At 65.1% G+C, this 22,728-nt stretch carries 26 protein-coding genes; 16 read left to right on the forward strand and 10 right to left on the reverse strand.

Annotation, left to right across the window (positions count from 1 at the left end):
• The first annotated feature begins 9 nt into the window (after positions 1-9).
• The 6 genes from trbC to A7X12_RS13175 are packed head-to-tail and all read left to right on the forward strand — an operon-like array spanning position 10 to position 8,935.
• A complete protein-coding gene (gene trbC / locus A7X12_RS13150; protein ID WP_064312066.1) occupies positions 10-753 on the forward strand; it encodes a type-F conjugative transfer system pilin assembly protein TrbC in 744 nt (247 codons plus the stop codon).
• A gap of 3 nt (positions 754-756) precedes the next feature.
• Positions 757-2,892, forward strand: coding sequence for a conjugal transfer protein TraN (locus tag A7X12_RS13155; RefSeq protein WP_064312067.1), 2,136 nt, complete (start codon positions 757-759; stop codon positions 2,890-2,892).
• Positions 2,889-3,296: a hypothetical protein gene (locus A7X12_RS13160; RefSeq protein WP_064312068.1), complete on the forward strand. Its 408-nt coding sequence runs from the start codon at positions 2,889-2,891 to the stop codon at positions 3,294-3,296. The genes A7X12_RS13155 and A7X12_RS13160 overlap by 4 nt, the downstream gene beginning before the upstream one ends.
• 1 nt (position 3,297) lies before the next feature.
• Positions 3,298-4,206: a conjugal transfer protein TraF gene (traF, locus tag A7X12_RS13165; RefSeq protein WP_064312069.1), complete on the forward strand. Its 909-nt coding sequence runs from the start codon at positions 3,298-3,300 to the stop codon at positions 4,204-4,206.
• A complete protein-coding gene (locus A7X12_RS13170) occupies positions 4,206-5,648 on the forward strand; it encodes a conjugal transfer protein TraH (protein WP_064312070.1) in 1,443 nt (480 codons plus the stop codon). Before traF ends, A7X12_RS13170 begins: the two co-directional genes overlap by 1 nt.
• Positions 5,649-5,671: 23 nt before the next feature.
• Positions 5,672-8,935 (forward strand): conjugal transfer protein TraG N-terminal domain-containing protein, encoded by a 3,264-nt coding sequence (locus A7X12_RS13175; RefSeq protein ID WP_064312071.1) that lies wholly within the window; start codon positions 5,672-5,674, stop codon positions 8,933-8,935.
• Here the strand turns inward: A7X12_RS13175 and A7X12_RS25565 are convergent.
• Positions 8,916-9,170, reverse strand: coding sequence for a hypothetical protein (locus A7X12_RS25565; protein ID WP_029623254.1), 255 nt, complete (start codon positions 9,168-9,170; stop codon positions 8,916-8,918). The two genes, A7X12_RS13175 and A7X12_RS25565, sit on opposite strands and share 20 nt — an antisense overlap.
• A 116-nt stretch (positions 9,171-9,286) precedes the next feature.
• Between A7X12_RS25565 and A7X12_RS13180 the strand changes: the two genes are divergently transcribed.
• From A7X12_RS13180 to A7X12_RS13195, 5 genes are read left to right on the forward strand one after another with little or no spacing between them, the layout of a single operon-like run.
• Positions 9,287-9,643 (forward strand): hypothetical protein, encoded by a 357-nt coding sequence (locus A7X12_RS13180; protein WP_010409236.1) that lies wholly within the window; start codon positions 9,287-9,289, stop codon positions 9,641-9,643.
• Between the two features lie 26 nt (positions 9,644-9,669).
• Positions 9,670-10,335: an SOS response-associated peptidase gene (locus A7X12_RS13185; RefSeq protein WP_269747821.1), complete on the forward strand. Its 666-nt coding sequence runs from the start codon at positions 9,670-9,672 to the stop codon at positions 10,333-10,335.
• Between the two features lie 44 nt (positions 10,336-10,379).
• Positions 10,380-10,661 (forward strand): HU family DNA-binding protein, encoded by a 282-nt coding sequence (locus A7X12_RS13190; protein WP_010409234.1) that lies wholly within the window; start codon positions 10,380-10,382, stop codon positions 10,659-10,661.
• Positions 10,662-10,708: 47 nt separating this feature from the next.
• On the forward strand, positions 10,709-10,861 hold the full coding sequence (locus A7X12_RS25570) for a hypothetical protein (RefSeq protein WP_007406311.1): 153 nt from the start codon (positions 10,709-10,711) through the stop codon (positions 10,859-10,861).
• Positions 10,836-11,030, forward strand: coding sequence for a hypothetical protein (locus A7X12_RS13195; protein WP_010409232.1), 195 nt, complete (start codon positions 10,836-10,838; stop codon positions 11,028-11,030). The genes A7X12_RS25570 and A7X12_RS13195 overlap by 26 nt, the downstream gene beginning before the upstream one ends.
• A gap of 269 nt (positions 11,031-11,299) precedes the next feature.
• Here A7X12_RS13195 and A7X12_RS13200 read toward each other — a convergent pair whose 3' ends face one another.
• The 5 genes from A7X12_RS13200 to A7X12_RS13220 form a co-directional block, all read right to left on the reverse strand.
• Complete coding sequence (locus tag A7X12_RS13200) at positions 11,300-11,680, reverse strand: response regulator (protein ID WP_064312072.1); 381 nt, start codon at positions 11,678-11,680, stop codon at positions 11,300-11,302.
• 3 nt (positions 11,681-11,683) lie between these two features.
• Complete coding sequence (locus tag A7X12_RS26275) at positions 11,684-12,289, reverse strand: sensor histidine kinase (protein WP_064312073.1); 606 nt, start codon at positions 12,287-12,289, stop codon at positions 11,684-11,686.
• 107 nt (positions 12,290-12,396) lie between these two features.
• Positions 12,397-13,449, reverse strand: coding sequence for a PAS domain-containing protein (locus A7X12_RS26280; RefSeq protein ID WP_064312074.1), 1,053 nt, complete (start codon positions 13,447-13,449; stop codon positions 12,397-12,399).
• Positions 13,450-13,556: 107 nt separating this feature from the next.
• Complete coding sequence (locus A7X12_RS13215; RefSeq protein WP_064312075.1) at positions 13,557-14,966, reverse strand: ISNCY family transposase; 1,410 nt, start codon at positions 14,964-14,966, stop codon at positions 13,557-13,559.
• Between the two features lie 240 nt (positions 14,967-15,206).
• Positions 15,207-15,656 carry a hypothetical protein gene (locus A7X12_RS13220; protein ID WP_007406364.1) on the reverse strand — a complete coding sequence of 150 codons (450 nt, stop codon included), beginning with the start codon at positions 15,654-15,656 and terminating at the stop codon, positions 15,207-15,209.
• An 83-nt stretch (positions 15,657-15,739) separates the two neighbouring features.
• Here A7X12_RS13220 and A7X12_RS13225 point away from each other — a divergent pair, with 83 nt between their 5' ends.
• A complete protein-coding gene (locus A7X12_RS13225) occupies positions 15,740-16,186 on the forward strand; it encodes a LexA family protein (RefSeq protein ID WP_010409225.1) in 447 nt (148 codons plus the stop codon).
• A 5-nt stretch (positions 16,187-16,191) separates the two neighbouring features.
• Positions 16,192-17,451, forward strand: coding sequence for a Y-family DNA polymerase (locus A7X12_RS13230; protein WP_007406368.1), 1,260 nt, complete (start codon positions 16,192-16,194; stop codon positions 17,449-17,451).
• A gap of 2 nt (positions 17,452-17,453) precedes the next feature.
• Here the strand turns inward: A7X12_RS13230 and A7X12_RS13235 are convergent, their stop codons facing one another.
• A complete protein-coding gene (locus tag A7X12_RS13235; protein ID WP_010409222.1) occupies positions 17,454-17,762 on the reverse strand; it encodes a hypothetical protein in 309 nt (102 codons plus the stop codon).
• 222 nt (positions 17,763-17,984) lie between these two features.
• On the opposite strand from A7X12_RS13235, the gene tnpA reads away from it, so the two are divergent.
• From tnpA to tnpC, 3 genes are read left to right on the forward strand one after another with little or no spacing between them, the layout of a single operon-like run.
• Positions 17,985-18,347 carry an IS66-like element accessory protein TnpA gene (gene tnpA / locus A7X12_RS13240; RefSeq protein ID WP_062127372.1) on the forward strand — a complete coding sequence of 121 codons (363 nt, stop codon included), beginning with the start codon at positions 17,985-17,987 and terminating at the stop codon, positions 18,345-18,347.
• The gene (gene tnpB / locus A7X12_RS13245) at positions 18,344-18,691 is read left to right on the forward strand and encodes an IS66 family insertion sequence element accessory protein TnpB (RefSeq protein WP_025292355.1); all 348 of its coding nucleotides are present in this window, start codon (positions 18,344-18,346) and stop codon (positions 18,689-18,691) included. The genes tnpA and tnpB overlap by 4 nt, the downstream gene beginning before the upstream one ends.
• Positions 18,692-18,746: 55 nt before the next feature.
• On the forward strand, positions 18,747-20,306 hold the full coding sequence (tnpC, locus tag A7X12_RS13250) for an IS66 family transposase (protein ID WP_064312076.1): 1,560 nt from the start codon (positions 18,747-18,749) through the stop codon (positions 20,304-20,306).
• A 203-nt stretch (positions 20,307-20,509) separates the two neighbouring features.
• Here tnpC and A7X12_RS13255 read toward each other — a convergent pair whose 3' ends face one another.
• The 3 genes from A7X12_RS13255 to A7X12_RS13265 form a co-directional block, all read right to left on the reverse strand.
• Positions 20,510-20,743 carry an arylsulfatase regulator gene (locus A7X12_RS13255; protein ID WP_231372556.1) on the reverse strand — a complete coding sequence of 78 codons (234 nt, stop codon included), beginning with the start codon at positions 20,741-20,743 and terminating at the stop codon, positions 20,510-20,512.
• A 333-nt stretch (positions 20,744-21,076) separates the two neighbouring features.
• Positions 21,077-21,643 (reverse strand): GNAT family N-acetyltransferase, encoded by a 567-nt coding sequence (locus tag A7X12_RS13260; protein ID WP_082731249.1) that lies wholly within the window; start codon positions 21,641-21,643, stop codon positions 21,077-21,079.
• Positions 21,640-22,314 (reverse strand): YgjV family protein, encoded by a 675-nt coding sequence (locus A7X12_RS13265; protein ID WP_082731248.1) that lies wholly within the window; start codon positions 22,312-22,314, stop codon positions 21,640-21,642. Before A7X12_RS13265 ends, A7X12_RS13260 begins: the two co-directional genes overlap by 4 nt.
• Positions 22,315-22,728: the final 414 nt, after the last annotated feature.

Raw genomic sequence — 22,728 nt, forward strand, 5'->3', positions numbered from 1 at the left:
GGACCTGACATGAAGAAGTTCCTCCTCTCCGCGCTCGCCATTGCCTCGATCGGGACCGGCTGCGCGGTTCTCGCCCAGACCGTCGAGGGGCTCGATCTCGACGCGATCCGCGCGCGATCGGCCAAGTCCGAACAGGACGCGACCGCGCTGGTGAACGAGGTAGAGCGGCGCGGCGACGCGTTCCGCAAGGATGCGCAGACCGTCCAGGCGGTCGCGCTGGAACAGATGCGCACGATCGACAAGGCGAGCCTGCCCACGGGGCCGGCGGGGGCGGTCGACTTCGACGAGATGATCCAGGCCGCCTCGACCAACCTCAAGGAGAACCAGGGCACCGCGCCGCAGTTCATGGTGTTCGTGTCCACCTCGATGCCCGAACAGGCGCTGAAGCGTATCATCGCCGATACCTCGGCCGCGGGCGGTGTCGTGGTGTTCCGTGGCTTCCCCGGCAATTCGGGGAAGGCGTTCATCGCCGCGCTCTCCAAGGTGGTTGAAAAGGACCAGCAGTTCGCCTCGATCGGGATCGACCCGCGCCTGTTCCGCGCGTTCGATGTGACCGCGGTCCCGACGATGGTAGTCTCGTCGAGCGATTTCACCCCGTGCGACGGTCTCACCTGCAAGACGACGCCGCCTCCGTTCGACCGCATCGAGGGCAACGTCACCGTGCGCTACGCGCTGGAGACGTTCGCTGGCAAGAACGGTCCCGGCGCGCTGGTCGCGCGGACCGCGCTCGCCAATCTCGGCCGGAATCCCTGAACCATGCGGGGGGGCCGCCTCCTGATCGGTCTCCTCGCGCCGGTCCTGGCAGCGCAGGCGCTCGCCCAGGCCCAGTCCACCCAGCAGGGCCAGCAGGGCGTCGGCGACTTCTACGGCCTGGGCGACTACACCTACTTCAGCGACACGACCCCCAAGCCCACCCCGACCCCCACACCCACATCCGCGCCGGTCGCCAGGACGACGGTGACCAGCGTCGCCGAGCCGAGCGCGGCTCCCGCGCGGACCACCGCCAGCACGGCCCGCACGGTTCAGCCCGCAGCGTCGAGCAATGCTGTCGCGGCCGAGCCGAGCGCGCAGTCGAGCAGTTCGACCTACACCTATCCCAAAGGGGACATGGCGGCGGCACGCGCCGCGGCGAAGGCGCTGGCGACCCCGGCGCGACAGGCATCGGGCGGCATCATCTCCTCGACCGACCTTCCCTCGACCATCCCTGGCTTCAGCAGCGGCACGCAGCCCGGCGAAGCCTATGCCGACGATCCCGACGCGCTGATCGCGGCGGGCGGGTCGGCTGCGGGTGCTAACGAGGCATGGCAGCTGGTCACCGATCCGGGCCGCAAGGTCGTGACCGTGCCCGCCGGCGACCTCACGCGCGCGCAGGACGTCGAGAAGGACCCCAACAGCTATCTGGCCGGTCAGTCGGTGGGCGGTGTCGATAGCAGCTGCAAGCCGCTGCCGCCCAATGGCACCACCGATTATTACGAGGCGACCTGCAACAAGGGCGCGAAGCTCGAGGAAACGCCTGCGACCTGCACCGGCAGGATGGACCCGGTAATCGTCGATACGCTCAGGTACTTCTACTACGGCGTGCGCGACCAGAACGAGGGCCAGGGGTTCGCGCGCAACAGCGTCATGCAGGCCAAGGTCAGCGCCGGCCTGTGCCGGGTCGAGGCGGGGACGCCGCATATCTGCGATGCGCAGATCGAATTGGGGGCGGGCGGCGGCAACGTCGAGTCCTATCGCAAATGGTGCAAGAAGCAGTCGTCGATGCGCACCAACGCGCAGCTCTATTCCTGCTCGGCCGAAATACCCCAGGCCGAGATCCCGGCCCACCAGAATTACGCGACCGGCACGGTGTATCTCAGGAAGGAAGGCACGCGCGAGGTCACGCTGACGCGCAATGAGGGAAGCTGTCCGGCGCTGGTGTCCGACACCGCCTGCACCGCGACCGGCCCGGAGGTCTGCACCGAGGGGCCTGAGACGCGGATCATCGACGGTGTGTCGGTCACGGCATCGTGCTGGGCGTGGTCGCGGCCGTTCACCTGTCAGCGCATCACCCAGGCGTCCGATTGCAGCGATCTGGAGAACGGCGGGAAATGCACCTTCCTGCGTGACGAGTGCCTCGACGATCCGCAGTCCGGTCCGTGCCAGGTCACGACGAAGGTCTACAAATGCCCGGTCCCGACGCCGCCTTCGACCGGTCCCAAGCAATATATCTGCGGTGATGACGTCTATTGCATCGACGGCGAATGCGAACCGGTCGAGCGCGAGGCGTCGACCGAGTTCAAGGACGCCGTGGTCGGGCTGCACGCGCTGGGCCAGGCCAATGCCGAGTTCGATCCCGATACGCTGACGCTGTTCTCGGGCAAGCGGCAGACCTGCCACAAGCCGGTGTTCGGACTGGTCAACTGCTGCGCGGGCAAGGCGTCGGGCCTCATCACGACCGCTGCCGGCGCGGCCGCGATCGCGGGCGGGCCGGTGGCGATCGCCGCGCTCGCGACGCCGTTCCTGACGATGTTCATGTGCTCGAACGACGAGAAGCTGCTCGACGTGCAGGACCGGATGGGGATGTGCCACAAGCTGGGCGAATATTGCTCGGACAAGGTGCTGGGCATCTGCACCTCCAAGAAGACGGCCTATTGCTGCTTCGAGAGCAAGCTGTCGCGCATCCTGCAGGAACAGGGTCGCCCGCAGATCAACAAGCCGTGGGGCAGCGCCAAGAAGGAAACCTGCAAGGGGTTCACGCTCGACGAATTCTCGCGCCTCGATCTGTCGGTGATGGATTTCACCGAGGTCTATGCCGAGTTCGTCGACGCCGCGAAGCTGCCCGACGAGATCGAAACCTCACGCCAGATCCAGGAGCGGATCAAGGCCTATTACGAGGCGAAGAAGAACCAATGACCGGCGTGACGCATCTGTCGGACCATCGTCCGTTTCCCGACCTTTCGGTCGCGGAATTCGCGGTGCTGATCGCACTCCTGCGCGCCGGACCGCACCCGGCCGGGTTCCTCATCCCGACGCTCGACAGCTGGTTCGATACGAAGCTCTGCGTCGCCGATCTCGAACCGACGATCGCGCGGCTGATCCGCGCCAATCTCATCCTGCGCCGGGGCGAGACACTCTACCCGCGCCGGCACGCCCGCAACCTCATCATCGGGGTGTACGGCAACCTGTTCCGTATCCTCGCCGACGACATGGCGCAGCTCGTGTCGCTTCAGGAGCCGTCGCTCCTCGGGACGCTCAAATCCTACCTCACCCGCCGCGAACAGGAAGATCGCGAAAAGCAGAAGAAGAAGGACGACTGACATGCGCAAGGCCCTGACCCTCGCTCTCATCCTCTCGGTCGCGTCGCCCGTGCTGACGCCGGCGACGGCGCAGGACCTGACGCCGCTGCCGGATTCGGTGTCGTCGAGCCGCGATGTCGGTGACGACGGCCGCGATGGCGGCCAGGACAGCTACGGCGGCGCGGACGATCTCGGCTCGGCCGACCGCGTCGCGGCGCAGACCGGCGACGACTTCTACTGCCGCGAGCGGCGGCTCGGCACCTGGTTCTATTGCGACAAGCCGAAGGCCAAGCCCGCCGAGCAGCGGTCGGCGCAGCCTACGCGGTCGTCGGCCGAGCAACTGGCGGCGATCTCCAAACAGCTCGAGGAACTGAAGGCGCGGGCGATCCTCGAGCCGACGCCCGAGAATATCAGCCACTATATCGCCTTCCAGCGCGAGCAGCTCGACCGCGCCTCGTCGTTCGCCGACATGTGGCAGCGCACGGTGTGGCAGAACCCTGACCTCGACTACACGCTCCAGCGCCCCGTCAGCCAGCTGGGCAAGCGGACCTGGCTCGATACGCGTAACGCCGATCGCGAGCGCGTCCTGTCGCAGATCTCGCAGCGGTACGGCGTGTTCTATTTCTATTCGTCGGCGTGTGCCGCCTGCGAGACCTTCGGGCCGATCATGCGCAGCGTCTCGGACCGTTTCGGCCTGACCGTCATGGCGATCTCGCTCGATGGCGGGCCGACCCGCGCCTTCCCGAACTACACGGTCGACACCGGCCAGTACAAGGCGATGGGGATGCGCGGCCAGCAGGTGCCCGCGCTCGTCCTGTTCGACACCGTCACCAAGCAGCCGATGCCGATCGGCTACGGCGTGATGGCGGCCGACGAGGTGATGAACCGCATCTTCACACTGACCAGCGTCAAGCCCGGGAGTGACTTCTGATGGTCCGCTCGATCGTCCGCTTCTGCGCCGCGGTTCTCGCGCAGGCCAGCATGATCCTCGCATTGGGCGGTCTCGTCGCGACGCCGGCGCTGGCCGACGTCCAGGGCGAGATGAACAGCTATTTCAACAAGTCGGGCGCGGCCGCCAACGTGACCGGCCCGACCGCCTTTCAGGGGCAGTCGGCGGGTTATTACTCGGGTGGTTCGCTGTGGAGCCGCTTTCCGCAGAAGTCGATCAACCCGGTCAGCGTCGCGCTCCCCAGCGCGCGTGGCGGCTGCGGTGGCATCGACCTGTTCGCGGGGTCGTTCTCGTTCATCAACGCCGACGAGATCGTGGCGATGCTCAAGGCGACCGCCAACAACGCGATCGGCTTCGCCTTCCAGCTCGCGATCGACAGCATCTCCGCGCAGATCGGCGGGGTGATGAAGGACATGAGCCAGCGCGTGCAGCAGCTGAACGCGTTCAACATGTCCTCGTGCGAAGCGGCGCAGCAGGCGGTCGGCTCGCTGTGGCCGGCGATGGACGGGGCGTCCTCGACGATCTGCCAGCAGGTCGGCGGGGCGAAGGGGTTCTTCTCCGACGCGGCTGCGGCGCGCCACGGCTGCACCAACAAGGGCGAGCGTGAGGATACGATCGCGCGTGCCGGCGACGATGCCGAATTGGTCCAGTCGAAGAATTACACCTGGTATGCGCTGAACGCCAAAAGCGCGACCAAGCCGTCCCGCGAATATGCCGAGTTCCTCATGACGATGGTCGGCACGATCATCTATGACGCGACCAAGGCCAAGGACAGCATGGGCGCGTTCCAGTTCATCGCGCCGGCCAGCTGGGACACCTATCAGGCGCTGCTCGACGGCACCGCCTCGGCACCGACCGATGTGTGGCAGTGCGACACGACCGACGACAAGGGGTGTCTGAAGCCCACGCCCACCAAGCTGAGCATCTCGACCAACGAGGCGCTGCGTACGCGCGTCCTGAAGGCGATGGACAGCATGTCGGGCAAGATCCGCTCCAACGCCGCGCTGTCGGGTGACGAGATCGCGCTGCTGGGCATGACGTCGATCCCGCTCTACAAGATCCTCGTCGTCAACGAGGCGGCGCACATGGGCCTCTCGGGCGGCGATCGCGCGACGCTCGCCGAGATGGTCGCGATCGACATGCTGATGTCGATGCTCGACCGGATGCTGGACACGATCTCGCAGGCGCAGGCGGGCGCGAAGTTCGTCTCGACCGACGAGTTCAAGGCGTGGCGCGCCCAGGTCGACAGCGTGAAGACCGAGCTGTCGCGGCGCAGCGAGAAGATGGCCGGGCAGATCTCCAATACCTACCGGGTGATCCAGTACACCCAGTTCATGGAATCCACCCTCAAGAACACCATGAGCCCGCAGTTGTCGGCTTCGCTCCGGTTCGGACGCGGCCTCAGCGCGCAGGGCTTGCGGTAAACGGCGGCAAGGGAGCGACGGCGATGGGCGGGCTCGAAGTCTTCACGATCGGCGGGGGCGAATATATCGTCAACGTCTTCAACGCGGTCGCGGCATGGACCGGGGGCGGGGGCTACCGCTCGATGCTCCAGGTCGTGATGGTGATGGGCTTCATCTACTCGCTGTTCGTCGTCGCCTTCTCGCTCGACTGGCGGGCGTGGTTCAACTGGTTCCTCCAGTCGACGCTCATCTACATGATGCTGATGGTCCCGACCGTCACGGTGAAGGTGACCGACCGGATCAACCCCGCGCTCGCGCCCTCGGTGGTCGACAACGTGCCGCTGGGCCTGGGCGTGATGGCCTCGTTTACGAGCCAGGTCGGCGACTGGATGACGCGCTCGGCCGAGACCGTGTTCGTCATGCCCAACGCGCTCGCGCTGACCAACAACGGCATGATCTACGGCGCGCGGCTGATGGACAAGGCACGCACGTTCCAGATCACCGACAGCGTGTTCCGCGCCAACCTCGATGAGCATCTGAAGCAATGCACCTTCTATGACGTGCTGCTCGGCTTCAAGGCGATGGACGACCTGACCAAGACCAGCAACCTGTGGGAGTCGATCGGGCCGGGGTCGCCGGCGCGCAGCCAGCGCTGGATCAGTTCGACCGGTCCCGGCACCACCGAAAATTCGATAATCCCGTGCAACGAAGCCTATTCGCGCATGGATGCCCAGTGGCAGACGGCCTACGACAAGGATCTGATCCCGTTCGCCAGGAACGCCTATCCTGGCATCGCCGACACGATCGCGGCGCAGCGCATTCGCGATGACCTGCCGGTGGTCGCGGCGCAGATGCACGGCACCTCGACCGATGCCTATTCGTACCTGAAACAGATCTCGATGATTGACGCGTTCCTGGCCGCGCGCGAGAGCTTCTCAGACGCCGGGTGGGACGCCTATGCGTCGCAGCGCGCGGACGCCCAGGCCAAGAACACCTACACCTCGATCGCTACGCAGGCGATGACCTGGGTGCCGCTTCTCGGCATCGTCCTGACGGTCGTATTCTACGCGATGTTCCCGGTGCTTTTCCCGCTGTTCCTGTTCCCCAGGACCGGCCTGCAGACGCTCAAGGGCTATGCGACCGGGTTCTTCTACCTCGCCTCCTGGGGGCCGCTCTACGTCATCCTGCACATGTTCGTGATGAGCAGGGCGGCGAGCCTCTATCACGCGGCGGCGCCGATCGGGCCGACGCTGCTGGTTTCGGACGGCATGGCGAGCGTCAATGAATCGATCTCGACGCTCGCCGGCTTCCTGATGATGAGCGTGCCGTTCATCGCCGGCGGGATGGCGCGCGGCGCGATGGCGATCGCGGGGCATGCGACCTCGATGTTGCAACCGGCGCACAGCGCGGCCGAACAGGCCGCGACCGAGCGCACCACCGGCAACTACTCGTACGGCAATACCTCATTCCAGAACCTGACGTCGGGCATGACCCAGGCGAACAAGTTCGACGATCAGCCCAAGTTCAATTCGGGCTATTCGGTCGGCACGTTCACCAACGCCGACGGTGGCGTGACGTACGGCTTCGCGGACGGGACCAACGCGTTCGATACCCGCCAGGGCATCTCGAACCTCGCATTCACGCCGACGCGGACCGCCGGGTTCGACAGCAGCATGAGCCGGGCGCTCTCGGACGGGCAGACGCACACCCAGTCGCTCCGCAGCGCGGCATCGCAATCCTGGAACGCGACGGCGACGACGGCGACGGATCTGTTGACGGCCGCTGAGCATCGGCGTGGTAGTTCGACCGAGACGGGGTCGGGGTTCAATAACAGCATCACCAGAATGACGGAGGCATCTCGGAGCCTTTCCACCGGACTGAGCAATCGCTTTGGTCTTAGTGAGTCCGATGCACAGCAAGTCGCCCGTGCTTCGCAGACCACAGGCGACGCGAACGCCGGCATAGAAGTTCTTAAGAAGTTGTGGGGCGTCACCGGAAGGGCTGGCCTCAGCGGTAAAATCGCATCGATCGCGACCGAAAATACGAACAGGACGCTGTCGGCCGATAACGCCTACGGGGAATTACAAGACTACATTACAAAGGAAACTAACTCGACGCAGGCCCGGGCAGCACGCGACGAATTCATGCGTGAATCTAGCACGAGCGGAGATAGCGAGGTTCGGTCGCTGTCGCAGAAGCTGGGCGTCAGCGTCGGGGAATCGCGGTCGGCGTCGTTGGAAGCAACTCGAGCCGAAGAGACGTTCCAGCGGGTCAGCAACGATGTCAGGGAGGCCTCGGCGCGGGGCTGGTCGCTCAATCGGAACGAGAGCCAGGAGTTTGTCGTGTATGCCCAGGAGCGGCTTCTCGGCGACGACACGCTGTCGCAGTTCGGGTGGACGCCAGGCATGGTCATGCCGCGCACGCCGCAACAGGAACAGGTGCGCGATATCCTGCTTGGCGAATTTATGGAGCGCCGCGTCGCATCGGTCCGCGACGAACTGGGTGTAAGCGTGCCTGAGCGTCTGTCGGGGCAGTTGCATGGCCCCGCATCGGCGACCCCGGGTGCGGTAAACCAATGGGGCAACCAGCGCGCAGCCGGTGTCAGGGCACAAGGACCGGACGTGTCGATCCGCGAAAGTTCGCGCGATCTCGACTTGGCCGGCAATGTCGCAGACGCGATCCCGAATGCGTCAGCGCGCATCACCCGTGGTGCATTCGAGGTCGGCAACGGTGTCGACGAGGCGAGAGGGACGGCGGGTCAGCTAGGTGACCATGTCCAAGAGCGCAATGATGCGTGGATCACGACGACACTTCCCGGTGTTGAGGGCGCGCGCAACTGGGTCCGTGACAATCTCGGGATCGGAGCTGGCACCAGCCATGTTTACGAAGTCCCGCGCGGTGAACGTGCGATGCTGCCGATTTCGGGGCGGCTGAGTTCGGGAATGGGTGGTCGGATCGACCCGGTCACTGGCGAGCCCGGACGGCATCACCGAGGGGTGGATATTGCCGCGCCAGCAGGGACGGAGATCCGCGCACCTGCATCGGGCCAGGTCATCCGAAACGACTTCCAGGCCAACGGGGCCGGCAATTATGTGGTCCTGCAGCACGGCGACGGGTCGCAGAGCAAATACTTCCACATGCAGGATCGGTCTGGCTTCCAGGTCGGCAGCACGGTCGAAGCTGGGGCGGTGATCGGGCGTGTTGGCAGCACCGGGAAATCGACCGGTTCGCACCTTCATTATGAATTATGGAAGGATGGCGCTCCGGTCGATCCGAGGCGGTTCCAGCTTAGGAATGGCCGGGAGTGAAGATGAAGGCGAAAGCCATTACTATTGCAATAAACACAAAGAAAAGCTTTGCATGTGAGTTGTCGCTCACTTCGGGTGGCTCAAATTCATCGTGTCTAGTGGCTTCAGCCAATGCCTCCCGGCCTACATGCGTCATTTGATCGTACATGTTGCTAGGATTGATATATCCGTTTGAAGACGAGCCACCGATTGGGAACCGATCCCAGTCCATCTGGCCAGGTTCGTGGTTCAACATGGCCGCTCCTTCCTCAATCCGTGGCTGACCGTGCTGGTCAGAATTAGGCTTGCAAAGCCTAGCATATCGGATTGAGTTTGGCGAGGATTTTCACCCGTACTGACGGAGTGGGCACGGTGGAGCAGGACGGCGAAAACCCGCGCACGATCGAACGCTACGAGGCGCTGCTGCGCGAGCATCTGCTGTTCTACGATGCGCTGCGTCTGCGCGAGCGCCGGCCGAGGAGCGCGGCGCAGCGCCAGTTCCAGGACGTGGCGTGGGGGAAGGCCGCGCCGGTCACCGATCACGAGTGCGCCTATGTCTGGCACCTGAAGGCGCGCGGGATCGCGCCGTTCAACACGCCGGCGCCGGCACCGCATATCGACGACGTGATGGCCGGATTCGACGTCGGCGCGCGGCCGGTTAGTGGCGACGTCGGCACGAAATGGGATAATGCCTGGCGCGAGTATCGTGGTGGCCGGGAGTTCTTCTAACCTGGGCACGATGAAGGAGCCGATCGATCTGCAACCGATATCGCCTGAGCGCCAAACAGGCCGCGGTGATGCGGGCGGTCGGATTCGAGCCGCCTTATCCCGAGGACGAGACCTACCCGGTGCCGCGCGAGATCTTCCCGACGGGCAAGAAGACAGCGCGCTACGGACTGGTCGTCAGGCGGGCAGGGGAGGGTAACCGTCCGCTCGAACCGGTCGCGATGGAATGGGGCTTCCCGACCAAGGTAGCGAGCAAGCGCGACCCGGCGGTCAAGCTGGACAAGTTCGTCACCAATGCGCGGAATCTCGCATCGTCGATGTGGAAGCCGTCGATCGCGAATCCCGATCGGCGCTGCCTGGTCCCGTTCACGCACTTCGCCGAGCCGCATCCCGACGGCGGGACGGGCGACGATGGCAAACCCCGCCAGATGTGGTTTTCGCTGCCCGACCAGCCCATCGCCTTCTTCGCCGGTCTGTGGCGGCCGACCGAGCGCGGCGATGCCTATGCCTTCTGCACCACCTCTCCCAACGCCACCGTCGATCCCTGGCATCCCAAGGCAATGCCGGCGATCCTTCACCCTCGCGATTTCACGGCATGGCTCGACGGCAGCTATGAAGACGCCCTGAAGCTCGTCCGCCCCTATGAGGGCGAGATGAGCGCGCAGGAGGCAACTCCCGATGGCGGCGCGACGTGAACCGGGCTAAGGCCGGTCCAATCATTCACCACCGGGACGTGTTCATGACGACGACATCCGATCTGGCCGAACAGCTCTCCAATACCCATGGCCTCGCAAAGGCGGACGCCAGGAAGGTCATCGATGCGATCCTTGCGAACATCACCGCGGCTGTCGCGACCGGCGAGGAAGTCAGCCTCAACGGGTTCGGCAAGTTCAAGCTGAAGGACACCCCAGAGCGCCAGGGGCGCAACCCGTCGACGGGCGAGGCGATCACGATCGCGGCGTCACGCAAGCTGACGTTCGCGCCGGCGAAGGCGGTCCGCGATCGGATGAACGGCAAGTGATAAACGGGCCAGGGTTTTAGAACGCTGGCCTAAACTGAGGGGACTTCATGGCCGATACCGCAGCCGACTACCGCGCGAGGGCAGCGGCCGACCTTGCCGAGGCCCAGCAGCTCGTTCTGCCCCATGCTAGGGACCGTATGCTGCATTCGGCCGATCGCTGGTCGAAGATGGCTGATGCGGCCGATCGCCGTGTCCGGTAACGAAAGCACGACGGTCGCGCTCGACGTGGCTAACTGGTCAGCGGTCCAGGCAATGGTCGAGCGTCTCGACGACAGGGCTGTGATAGCGATCTACGAGCTGGCCGAAGGCGCTGGTCCGGTCGCGGACCTCGCGGCCGCACAGATGGAAAAACGCAACCTCGACTATTGAGCCAAGTTAAGAGTTCGGCCGCTGGTTAAGCCGCTGTTGCCAACCCGGCACAAGCCACGTTCCTGTTGTTGCCGCCAGTTAGAAAAGACACATTCCCCGCCAAATAGAAATGACACCGCCTCGTGGCAGCGGGGGCAGCGTGTAGCCCCCCAAGCAGCGCAGTGCTGCCCCCGCTGGGGCGCCGTCATCGCGGCTCTTGCGCCCTCGGACCCGCTGCGCCAGCAGCGGGCTCGGTCAGCCTATCTGGCCACTAACGTGCCGGGTAAGCTTTACCCCACTTGTGCCGCTTCGATCTGACGCAACAGCCGATGCGGATCGAATGGCTTTGGCAAGAATGTCGTGCGTTCCGGCAGTTCGTCATCTCGGATCGGCACATTGCCGGAGACGACGAACAACACGGTGGGGGGGAAGCGCTCCCGTACGTAGTGCGCTAGCTTCACCCCATCCATGGATCCTGGCATCTGCACGTCGGTCAGGACAACCCGAACTTCCTTGTGGAGGTCGAGAATGGCGATGGCCGCGTCGGCGTTCTCCGCGTCGAAAACCCGCCAGCCTGCATCTGAGAAGAAGTCTACGAGGTCGAATCGTACCAAGGCTTCATCTTCGACGATCAGGATCGTCTTGCTGCCGATCGGCGTACTTTGGCCCACGTTTCAGTTCCCGGTCGTGATCGCGGCGTCCTTCAACCGCGCTTCGAGTTCAAACACCAACCCATCCGGCCGGTAGTCGGTTGCAGCTTTACCGCTGAAATAGGAGCGCAGCGAGCGCTCGATCAGCACCGAACCGAAGCCCTTGCGCTCCGGCGGTGTGACGGGCGGACCGCCCTGCTCGCGCCAAGACACTGCCAGCACCCCATCGTCGCCATCCCCGTCCACCGACCATGCCAGCGTCACCGTGCCAATGTCGTTCGATAGCGCGCCATACTTGGCGGCGTTGGTCGCGAGTTCATGGAGGGCGAGCGCGAAGGCAACCGTCAGCTCAGGTCTCAACGTCACGGCCGGGCCGGACAGCAGAATGCGTTCGCCGATGCGACCATGCGGAGACAGCGCGCGTGTCGCCAGTTCGCGCAGATCGGCCGAGCGCCACGAGGTGCCGGTCAGCACGTCGGTCGCCGCGCCCAGCGCCACCAGACGGGCGGACAGGTTACGGCTCGCCGCTTCCGCCTCGGGTACGCCGCGCAGCGTCTGCGCCGCGACCGACTGGACGACAGCCAGCACGTTCTTGAGGCGGTGCGCCAGCTCGCCGTTCATCAGCCGCATGTCGTCCTCGGCGCGCCGGCGTTCGCGGAAGTCGCGGGTGACGGTGCCGTACCCGATCAGCGCGCCGGTCGCGTCGGTGACCGGAAAGACGGAGTAGAGGACCGGGATCAGCTCGCCGGTGCGGAAATGCCGGAAGTCGAGTTCGCCGACCCATTGCCGTCGCGGTCCACGGCCGGCAGCACCTCACGCGCGACCGTCTCGACCTGCTCGGGTGGGAAGAAGTCGGCGATGGTAAGCCTGGTAATGTCGGCACCCTCCAAGCCGACGAGCCGCTTGGCGGCATCGTTCATGTAGAACACGCTGCCATCGGTGCGGGCCATGCCGACAAAATCGGCGCTGTTCTCGGCCAGACGCACGAACCTCTCGCGCTCCTCCTCGCTGGCGCGCAGCTCGGTGATGTCGCGCGACACGGACAGGATGCGGTCAGGACGCCCTTCCGGCCCGGCGATCGGGCTGACCGCGACATGCCACCATTTGGGCGTGCCCCGGTAAGTGTCGGCCTTGCCGATAAAGCTGCGGGCCTCGCCCTTCCGCGCTGCTTCGACCGCCGCCTTTGCCTCTGCGTTGCCGGCATCCTGCCAGAAGTCGGGCCACGGACAACCGGCCACGGCGTTGAAGTCGCTGATTTCCATGACGCGCTTTCCGCCCTCGCTCATGAAGGTCAGCTTGCCGTCGAGATCGAGCACCTTGATGCAGTCGGTTGAGCTGCCCAGCACGCCGGACAGGAATGCCTCACGTTCGGCCGTGACGACCAGCGCTCGTTCGCGTTCCTCACGGAGCCGATCGGCATCGAGCAAAGCGGTGCGCAACGCCTCCACCAGCGTCACCAGTCCCAGCGTCGTCAGAACGAAGATGACCGATGCGCCCCAATGAACGGGGGTGAGCAGCAGCGGTTCGTCAGCCCTCATCACCACCAGGCCCGCGCCGATCGCCGACAGGATCGTCGCCAGGATGCCGGGACCGCGGCCAAGGAACAGCGTCAGCAGGACGACTGCCGGCGTGTAGAGGAACCAGGGCGCGGACGATCCGAGCATCGCCGCTTGCACAAGGGCCACCACCGACACGGCAAGAACAGCCGCCCCGTAGCGGATCGGCTTCGGGCGCGGTCTGGCGACGGTTCTGTCGCGCAAGCGATTCAACAAGGCGGTTGAAGCGGTCATGGTTTCCCCGGCGTGGGGGAAGGCCCCTGCAATCGAATATCTAGCGCAAATCAGGAGCGAGGAACAGCGTGGCAACACCATAGTGCTAATAGTGCATTAGGTGAGCGCTAACGGACGTACTCGCCAAGGCCGCGTGCCACGAGTTCCTCGTTGGAGAGGCGAGGGCCCCGCTTCAGCTTCGGCGTACACAGCCGACGCCGGTCGACTTCGCCTACAGGGGCGGGGCGGGTGAATACACCGACTGAACCCGAGCTCCGCGCCGGCTCGCTGTTGTTGCGCTTGGCATGATGCGGTGTGGCTGCCTGGATGGCCTGAGCCATAGCGAGGGCGGCACCCAAGTGCTTGTTATCGACAATGGCGGCTTGGTTCACGCGCCGCATCTTTTCGAACACTCGGTAGGGCAGCACGCGCTCGCCGTGGCGGATCTCGATGCGGCCGTCCGGGTACTCGCACACATGCACGCGCTTGCGCGCCAGCGAGCGGGCGAGGGGCGTCGGCTCAAGAATGAACATCGCCTTATTAAAGTGCAGCGCCAAGGAAGCGGTGACGGTCCGTTCCTCGCGCCACACCATCTCCGCCTCGACATTCTCATGCGCGGCCAGCGGGCGGTGGACATCGCGCGGGTCCGCTGGCGCACAGGCGAAGCGGGCATTGTGCCGGGCGATATAGGAGGGGAGGAAGGCGTTGGCTTCGTCGATAGGCGAGATACCCGCCAGCCTCATCGCCTTGACCAGCCGGTCCTGCAGCGTGCCGTTGGCACGCTCCACCCGACCCTTGGCCTGCGGCGAGTTGGCGCAGATGATCTCGACATCGAGCCTGTCGAGCGCTCGGCCGAGATGCGTCATGCCGTCGCTGTCGGCGGTCGCGTTGTTGTTCCTGAAGACGCTGTGCTTGTCCGAATAGAAGGCCACCGGCTTGCCGTGCCGCTCGAGGTAGCTGCGGGTCGCGCGCATGTAGGAGAAGGCGCTCTCGCTCTCGGCCATCTCCAGGTGCATGAGCTCGCTGGTGGCATCGTCGATATAGACCAGCAACGTGCAACGCGGACCGCGGCTCTCGAACCAGTCATGATCCGACCCGTCGACCTGCACCAGCTCACCGCGGCACTCGCGCCGGTAGCGCGATTGGTGAAGCCGGGCGCGCTTCGCGACCTTGGCCTTCCACACGCCGGCCGCCATCAGCATCTGCCGCAGCGTCTCGCGCGATAGCGTGATGCCGTGCTGCTCGGCCAGGTACTCACATGCCAGCGTCGGACCGAAGTCAGCATAGCGCTCACGCACGATACCAACGACATGGTCGCGGAAAGCGTCGCTGAACCGCCTGTTGCTCGGCCGCCCGCGCTTGCGGGACACGAGGCCGGCAGCGCCATCTCGTCGGAGGCGCTTGAGCAGGCGGTACAGCTGACTGCGCTGCAGGCCCAGCAGCGCCATGGCATCGACCGGCCGGATCTCACCGCGGTCGAGCCGCTTCAGCGTATCGAACCGGCTCACTTCGGCAGCACTCATCGTCAGCACCGTCATCGCTCACACATCCTCGATGTCCGAGGATGGTTATGGCACCGGAGGCCCGCTGCAGAACGGCTGTGCCTTTTCTAAATAGCGGGAGTGTGCCATTTGTACGTTGCGTCTACACAAGCCACGTTCCTGTTTTGTTCGATAATATATCTTATGTTAAATCAATGGCTTGGCAGATTTCCGGCATCGTTCTTGCAGAGACTGACGTGGCTTTTTCGCAGCTAAGGCTTGCCAGTCAGTCGCGAGTTAGCCGCGCCGTCGTTCTCGCGCGCGAGCGTGTCGCGGATCTTCGTAAAGATCCTGCAGCGCGCGCAGCCGAAACGCATTCCACCAGCGTTGCCAGCGATGCTCCTCGGCATCGTGGAGCATGTGACATCGCTGGCATAGCGCGGCGAGATTGCGCGGCGCGCTATTGCCAGGATCATGATCCAGATGCGCGCAGGCCAGCACGACATAGGTGATCCGCACGACGTCGAGCGCGAAGAGGTCGCCGACCTTCACCCGTCGCCCCTCTCCCGATCGCCAGCATCGCGCTTCGCTATCCCACCAGCGCCCATCGCCCAGATGCGCGACGTGCCGAAGATGCGGTCGCCGGCAGCGTTCGCAGCGCCCTCCTGCCCGCACGAACCGGATCTGGTCCGACAGCAGCGGCCAGTCGATCGGGTACAGCCAGCGGTTTTCGGGGCGGATCGGCATCCATGACTCTATGAGTCATGCGAAATGAGAACAAAAGGAAAATCTCGTTCCCTTCATGTTCTTATCCAGCATATCATGCGCGCATGTCCGCGTGTGTGATTCCCCTGTCCCAACCGATGCCGATCGCCGATCTGCCGCCAGCGTTTCGCCTGAGGGTGGTGAGCGCGGCCGGCGCTGGCTTCCCCTCGCCTGCCCAGGACTGGGAGGAAACCGCGATCGATCTCGTGGCGCTGCTGCGCCTCGACCGCGCCGCCAGCTTCGTGTTCCGGGTCAGCGGACAGTCCATGATCGACGCTGGAATCTATGATGACGACGTGGTGGTGGTCGATCGCGACGCCACGCCGGTTAGCGGCCGCATCGTCATCGCCGTGGTCGACGGGGGCTTCGTGATCCGCCAGTTGGTCTGGCGCGACGGCAAGCCGGTCCTCGAGGCCCGCAACGCGCGGATGCGCTACGACGCGGTGATCGCGGATGAGAGTGTCGAAGTGTGGGGCGTCGTCCGCGCCTCCGTGCGCAACCTGCAGGGCTGACCGCCATGTGGGCGATCGCTGACGTCTCCAACTTCTATTGCTCGTCGGAGAGGGTATTCGACCCGTCGCTGCGCGATAAACCGCTCATCGTGCTGAGTAACGGGGACGGCTGCGCCATCGCGCGCTCCGAGGAGGCCAAGGCGCTGCACATCAAGATGGGTGCGCCGATGTTCAAGATTCGTGATATCGTCCGCGAGCATGGCATCCAATACCGCAGCAGTTCCTACGAATTGTATGCCGACATGAATCGTCGCTTCAATCAGGTCCTCGCCGAGCACAGTTGCACGGTCGAGGTGTACTCGATCGACGAATCGTTCTTTCGCCTGCCGGTGCTCCCGAACGGCCTGGGCGACGTGGCGGCCGCGCACCGCGTGATCGCGGCCGTCAAGCGTGCGACGGGCCTGCCGATCCGCATCGGGCTTGGCCCGACCCGGACGCTGAGCAAGGTTGCCAACGCCCTCGCTAAGGCGTCGGAGAAGGTCTGGAAGGGCGTGGTCGACCTGCACGACATCGAGCTGCGGCGGCGCCTGTTCGCGCAATGGCCGGTCGAGGAGGTCTGGGGCATCGCGCGAGCGATGACCGAGCGGCTGCGACCGCTCGGCGTCAGGACGACGGCCGATCTTGCCGCCCTCCCCCCGGAGGTCGCGCGCGACGTGGGGACGGTGGTGCTGGAGCGGCTCGTGCGCGAGCTGAACGGCGTCGAATGCACCGATTTCGAGCCGGAGCCGCCCCCGTCCAAGGCGACCGCGGTGACCCGCTGCTTCGGTGAGCCGGTGCGCGAGGTCGCGGCGCTGCGCGAGGCGATGGTGCGCCGCGCGGTCCGCGCGGCCGAGAAGATCCGCGCGCAGGATCTCGCTGCCACCCGCCTGATCGCCTTTGCCCACGGAAGCCGGTTCAAGCCCAACGCGCCGTCCGCCTCGCGCATAGCGCGGCTGTCGCCGGCGACCAATGATCCGCGCGTGATCGGCGGTATGGCGGGCCGCATGGCGGATGTCATGTACGAAACTGGCGGCGTCTACACCAAGTGCGGCGTCATGCTCGAGGGGCTGGAGCCGATGACCGCGCACCAGGCCGACCTGTTCGCGGTGCCCGATCCGCGATCCCCTGCCCTGCTCGCCGCGATCGACGGGCTCAACGGGCGGTTCGGCCGCAACACGATGCGGCTTGCCTCCGAGGGCTTTGGCCAGAAGAGCTACGACACCAAGCGTGCTTTCAAGAGCCCGTCCTGGACCACGCGGATCGATCAGGTGCCGATCGCGCGGTGAGATCAATAGCGATAGCCTGCCTGCCGGCAGGCCGCTGCCAGCTTCATCACTCGCCCATCCTTCGCGCCGTACTGGCGCAACCGTGCGGAATAGCTGTCGCAATAGCTTTTCGCGCGAGCGGACAGTGGCACCCCGTTCGGACCTCGCGCGGTCGCCGCCCCGCCCCGTTCGGCATAGCCACGAGCAGTCGCTGACTGAACCTGGGTGCGCGCTTGCGCGCCCAGATCGACTGCGCCGGGCATGTCCTGCGCGCCGGCAGGGGTCGCGATCGCGAATATCCCGACCGTGAACACAGCAACCAGGCTACGCATTCGATGTTCTCCCTCGAATTTCCGTCAGGCCATCAACGATTTGGCGGCAGCATCGTGCCGGTCGCGGGAGCGATTATGGATACATGTAGTAAGCGTGGCCTGAGGGCCGCCTTGCCCGTTTGGCCGTAGCCGGGATGCTTATCGTCTTTGACGAGGGCGCGGGCGGTGCGGGAAGTTTTCGGTTCTGAGACTGGTCATACGAGCGCTCGTACGACTGGTCGTGTGGAGGTGGTCGGCCGGGTATCGGGCCGACGGAGCTGGGCGGACGCGGAGAAGCTGGAGATCCTGGCCGAGGCGTTCCGGCCGGGCGTGCGGGTCCGTGATGTCATCGCCCGGCGCGAGGTGTCGAGCAGCCTGATCTATACGTGGCGCAAGCAGGCGCGGCTGGGCAAGCTGGGCGGGGTCGCGCCTGCGCTGCCGGCATTCGCCGAGGTGCGCGTGGCCGATGTCGCCGCACCTGCGCCGCAGCCGGCGACATCCACGTCCGGCCTCATCTGCATCGAATTTCCGGGTGGCGTCCGAGTGAGCGTGGACGGGTCGGTGGACGCCGGCGCGCTGGCGCGAGTGTTGTCGGTGCTGCGTTGAGCCCCACGCCGTTGCCGACGCGGGTGTTCCTGGCGTGTGGCGTCACCGACATGCGCAAAGGGTTCGATGGCCTGGCGGTACTGGTGCAGCAGGTGCTGGCCCAGAACCCGCACTCGGGCGCGTTGTTCGCGTTCCGGGGCAAGCGGGGTCATCTGGTCAAGCTGCTGTGGTTCGATGGGCAAGGCCTGTGCCTGTTCTCCAAGCGGCTCGACCGGGGCCGGTTCGTCTGGCCGGTGACCGCGACGGGCACGGTGACGCTGACGCCGGCACAATTGTCGATGCTGCTGGAGGGCATCGACTGGCGTCGCCCAGAGCGGACGTTCACGCCGACGCTGGCGGGGTGAAAACGGCGGTTTTGCGACGCTTTTTCTCGCCCGTCGATGCGTGATCTGTTATGAAATGCGGGTGCTGGAAGCGCCTGTTTCCCCTGCTGATGCCACCGCGCGGATCACCGCGCTGGAGGCATCGCTCGCCCGGGCGAATGCCGCGCTCGCCGCCCGCGATCTGCTCATCGACACGTTGCGCGGGCAGATCGCCCGACTGCGGCGGATGCAGTTCGGTGCCTCCTCCGAGAAGTTGGGCCGCGAGATCGAACAGCTCGAGCTGGCGCTGGAAGAGCTGGAAACGGAGCGGGATGTTTCCGAAGTCGAGACTGCGGCGCCTGGAGTAGCGCCGCGCCTGGCACCGGTCCGCAGTCTGCCGGAGCATCTGCCGCGCGAGGAGGTCGTCCACGAGCCGGCGTCCGGTATCTGCACCTGCCCGGACTGCGGTGGTGCGCTGCGCCGGCTGGGCGTGGACGCGCACGAGATGCTCGACATCGTGCCGGTGCGCTGGCGGGTCGTGCGCAACGTCCGCCCCAAATACAGCTGCCGGTCTTGCGAGAAGATCGTCCAGGCACCCGCGCCGGTCAGCGCTGTGGCGCGGGGCAAGGCGACCTTCGCGACGCTGGCGCACGTCGTCGTCTCCAAGTTCGACCACCATCTGCCGTTGTACCGCCAGGCCGAGATGATGGCCGCGCAGGGGCTCGAGATCGACCGCTCGACGCTCGCGGGCTGGGCCGGGCAAGCTGCAGCACTGCTCGACCCGGTGGTCAGCCGTATCCGTGACGAGGTGCTCAAGGCCGACAAGATCCACGCCGACGACACGCCGGTGCCGGTGCTCGAACCCGGCCGTGGCAAGACCGCGACCGGGCGGCTGTGGGTGTACGCCGCCGACGACCAGGCGTCCGGCAGCACGACACCGCTCGCAACATGGTATCGCTTCACGCCCGACCGCACCGCGGCGCACCCGCAGGCGCATCTCGCCGGCTTTCGCGGCTTTCTCCAGGCCGATGCCTATGCGGGCTATGACGCCCTGTACCGCGGTGGCGTCACAGAGGTGGCATGCTGGGCACACTTCCGGCGCAAGGTGTTCGACCTGCACGAGCGCCTCTCCACGCCGCTGACCACCGATATCCTGGAGCGCATCGGCGCGCTCTATGCCGTCGAGGCGGAGGTGCGTGGTCAGCCGCCGGATGTACGCCGTCGAGCGCGACAGGAACGAAGCCAGTCGCTGGTCGACGCCTTGCGCGAGGTGCTCGACGCTGCCCTTCGCCGCCTGTCGCCCAAGTCCGACATGGCCAAAGCCATCGCCTATGGCACCAAACGCTGGCCGGCGCTGTGCCGCTTCCTGGGTGACGGGCGTCTGGAGATCGACAACAACATCGCGGAGCGGGCCCTGCGCGGCGTCGCCGTGGGAAGGCGCAACTGGCTGTTCGCGGGTTCGCGCGCAGGCGGCGAGCGAGCCGCCGCCATCTACACCGTCATCCAGACCTGCAAGGCCAACGGCGTCGACCCGCAGGCCTATATCGCCGATGTCATCGCCAGGGTCGCCGGCGACTGGCCCGCCACCCGCTGGGACGAGCTGATGCCGTGGAACTGGGTGCCCCAGACAGATCAGCCAACAGCCCAAGCCGCATAAACTGCGGTCCTCACGCCACGCTTACACATGTAGGCGCTTGCAATCGTAGCGGCGTGTGCTCGCAAACGGAGCGATTTTCTGCTCGGATTATCTGACAATGGGCGGAGCAGTCTGCTCACGCTAATTGCCAATGTGCTCGCCATCATCCGGCGCTGCTCGCAGTCATGGTCGCCTGCTCACATTATCTGCCAGCGGGAGTGGCGTCAGCGTGGCACCCGGATGGAGCCGTCCGCGATCCCTTCGGCGATATTTGAGAGCATGACGGCGTAGCGGTGCAGGCCGGGGAAGCGACCGGCGTTTCTCTCGATCTCTTCGCCGTATCCGGCATCGAGCAGCGCCTTGAAGTCCGGCATCACGTCGAACATGCCGCCGAGCAGATCGATATCGGAAGCACCGATCAGCAGCAGGGCATTCGCATGGGCGTCGAGGCGTTTCATCGTCTCCAGCATTTCGGTTTTGGTCATCGCACCCTTTCCGCTTGCGTGGTGTCATCGCCTATTATGCGCTGGCCCTGTTCGCGAAAACCTTCCTTTCTGACGACCTCGCGGGCGGGCCATGACGACAACGCATTTCTGCGGCCCGCCGCTTGTCAGAACTGTTCTGGAAACCTGCTTCGCAAAAGCGCTTGCCGGCTACGGGTTTGGAGAGCCCATTGGCACGGAGCGTGAGCACAACGCCCCGTTTGCAAGCAGCGCCGGTGATGGCGAGCACACTGGCAGATAATTCGAGCAGGACGCTCCCCGCCAGTGGCAGAAAGCGTGAGCAGGAAATCAGGCTGTTTGCGAGCACACGCCGCTACGTGTAGCGCCCGATTCTTTGTTGGCCGCCACCACATCTCCGCACACGGTATAGCCAAGCCGTTGGTAGAGTGCGAACGCCCGGTCGTTGCGAACAGCAACGTGGAAGATCAGGAAAGGTATCCTGCGGCGACGTACCCATTCCTCGGCGGATTTCACCAGACTTGTTCCGAGCCCACGTCCCTGCCACCGTGTCCGGATAGCCAGATTAAACGAGGCAAATTCGGCAGCGCCTTCGATGCACACGCTCCGCACATCTATGTAGCCGACGAGGTCGCCTATGCGTTGCAGGACGAAGATGCCTCGTTCGCCGGCTACGGCGGCGCTCAGCTCCACAGTTGTGCGGCGCAGGAGTTCCCCTCGATCTCGGACATCGAAGATCATATGTTCCGCTTCGCGAGCGAGGGCGATCTTCAAGCGTACCAAAGCTTTAGCGTCGGCAAGGTTCGCCGGGCGTGGCTCGCTCCAACTCCGCTTTCCGCCTACTTGAGCTATCGAACGCGCCGGCGGGAGTGGGGGCGCGTATATCGCCTGTGTCATGTGAAGACTTGGGCTCCCTGTAACGCGCGCGCGCGCTTTGGAATCGCGAGTTTGCCGAGGGATAGGTGACCAGAGCGGAAAGCGTGACGTGGGGAAAGCTGCGTCGGACAGCTTAGGCTGCGTGGCCCGTCCGCTCCACGCTGTTTCCGCTTCCAAAAGGCAAAAAGCCCAAGCAGATTGCCTGCGACAGATACAAGATCAACGGCCAAGGCGAACGGTGCGCCAATGAGAAGATTGTGGGCCAGCCAGAAGGGGGCGGCCACGAGAAAGACCATCTTCATCCGCGTCGTTGATCGCTGGGTCCGTGCCATGAAGGAAGCAGCCCCGCCGCAAGCGGCAAGGCCGGATAGGAGCCCATGCCAGGTCGCCACGGTAAGCAATAGCAGCGCGAGCAACGTCGCGCCGTCGAGCGCGAGCTTGGCAACCCGGTCACGAACCACCAGCGCGACGGTGAGCTGCATCAGGGAAAGAACGCATGCGGCCGAAGCGGTAGGCGCGCCGATCAGCGCGAAGTGCAGCGCGAAGGCGCACGCGCCGGTGCCTTGCACCATGAGCGCTCCCCGGCGCGAGGGTAGGAGCGGCCAGCTCACCACGCAGCCGAGGCCGACGATGCCGAATAGGATCGCAGCTAACCCGGTGCTCGCAAACGTCTGATCGAGGAAAAGCGACATCTATGCTCGCGTCGGGGTTGGTCCGGCTTCCACCGTGAAGGAAGAAGGTTAATGTGACGTTGTTGTCGACCGCTTTCCCATCGCGAGTCCCGGCCACAATGGCATTTGGCTTTTGTTGCGGACTGGTTCATTCTGCGCCTAGGGCGGCGCTCTTCCCTTTGGGTTCCGCCCGTGTTTGGACCAGGACAATGGTGCGTGACGCTTTCAAGCTTCTCGCCATCTCGACGTCGCTCGTGCTTTCTGGCTGTGTCAGTCCGCGAGAAATGGCCGCTCGCCATCGGGCGGCGTGTGCGAGTTATGGCTTCCAGCCTGGAACGGAGAGCTATGCGAATTGCCTTCTTCAGCTCGACGTAGGTGATTACGGCTACGGCCATCACAGGGGTGGCGTGCCGTTGTTTCCTGCCCGGCATCGGG

It is taken from the genome of Sphingomonas sp. TDK1 (assembly GCF_001650735.1).
Taxonomy (GTDB): domain Bacteria; phylum Pseudomonadota; class Alphaproteobacteria; order Sphingomonadales; family Sphingomonadaceae; genus Sphingomonas.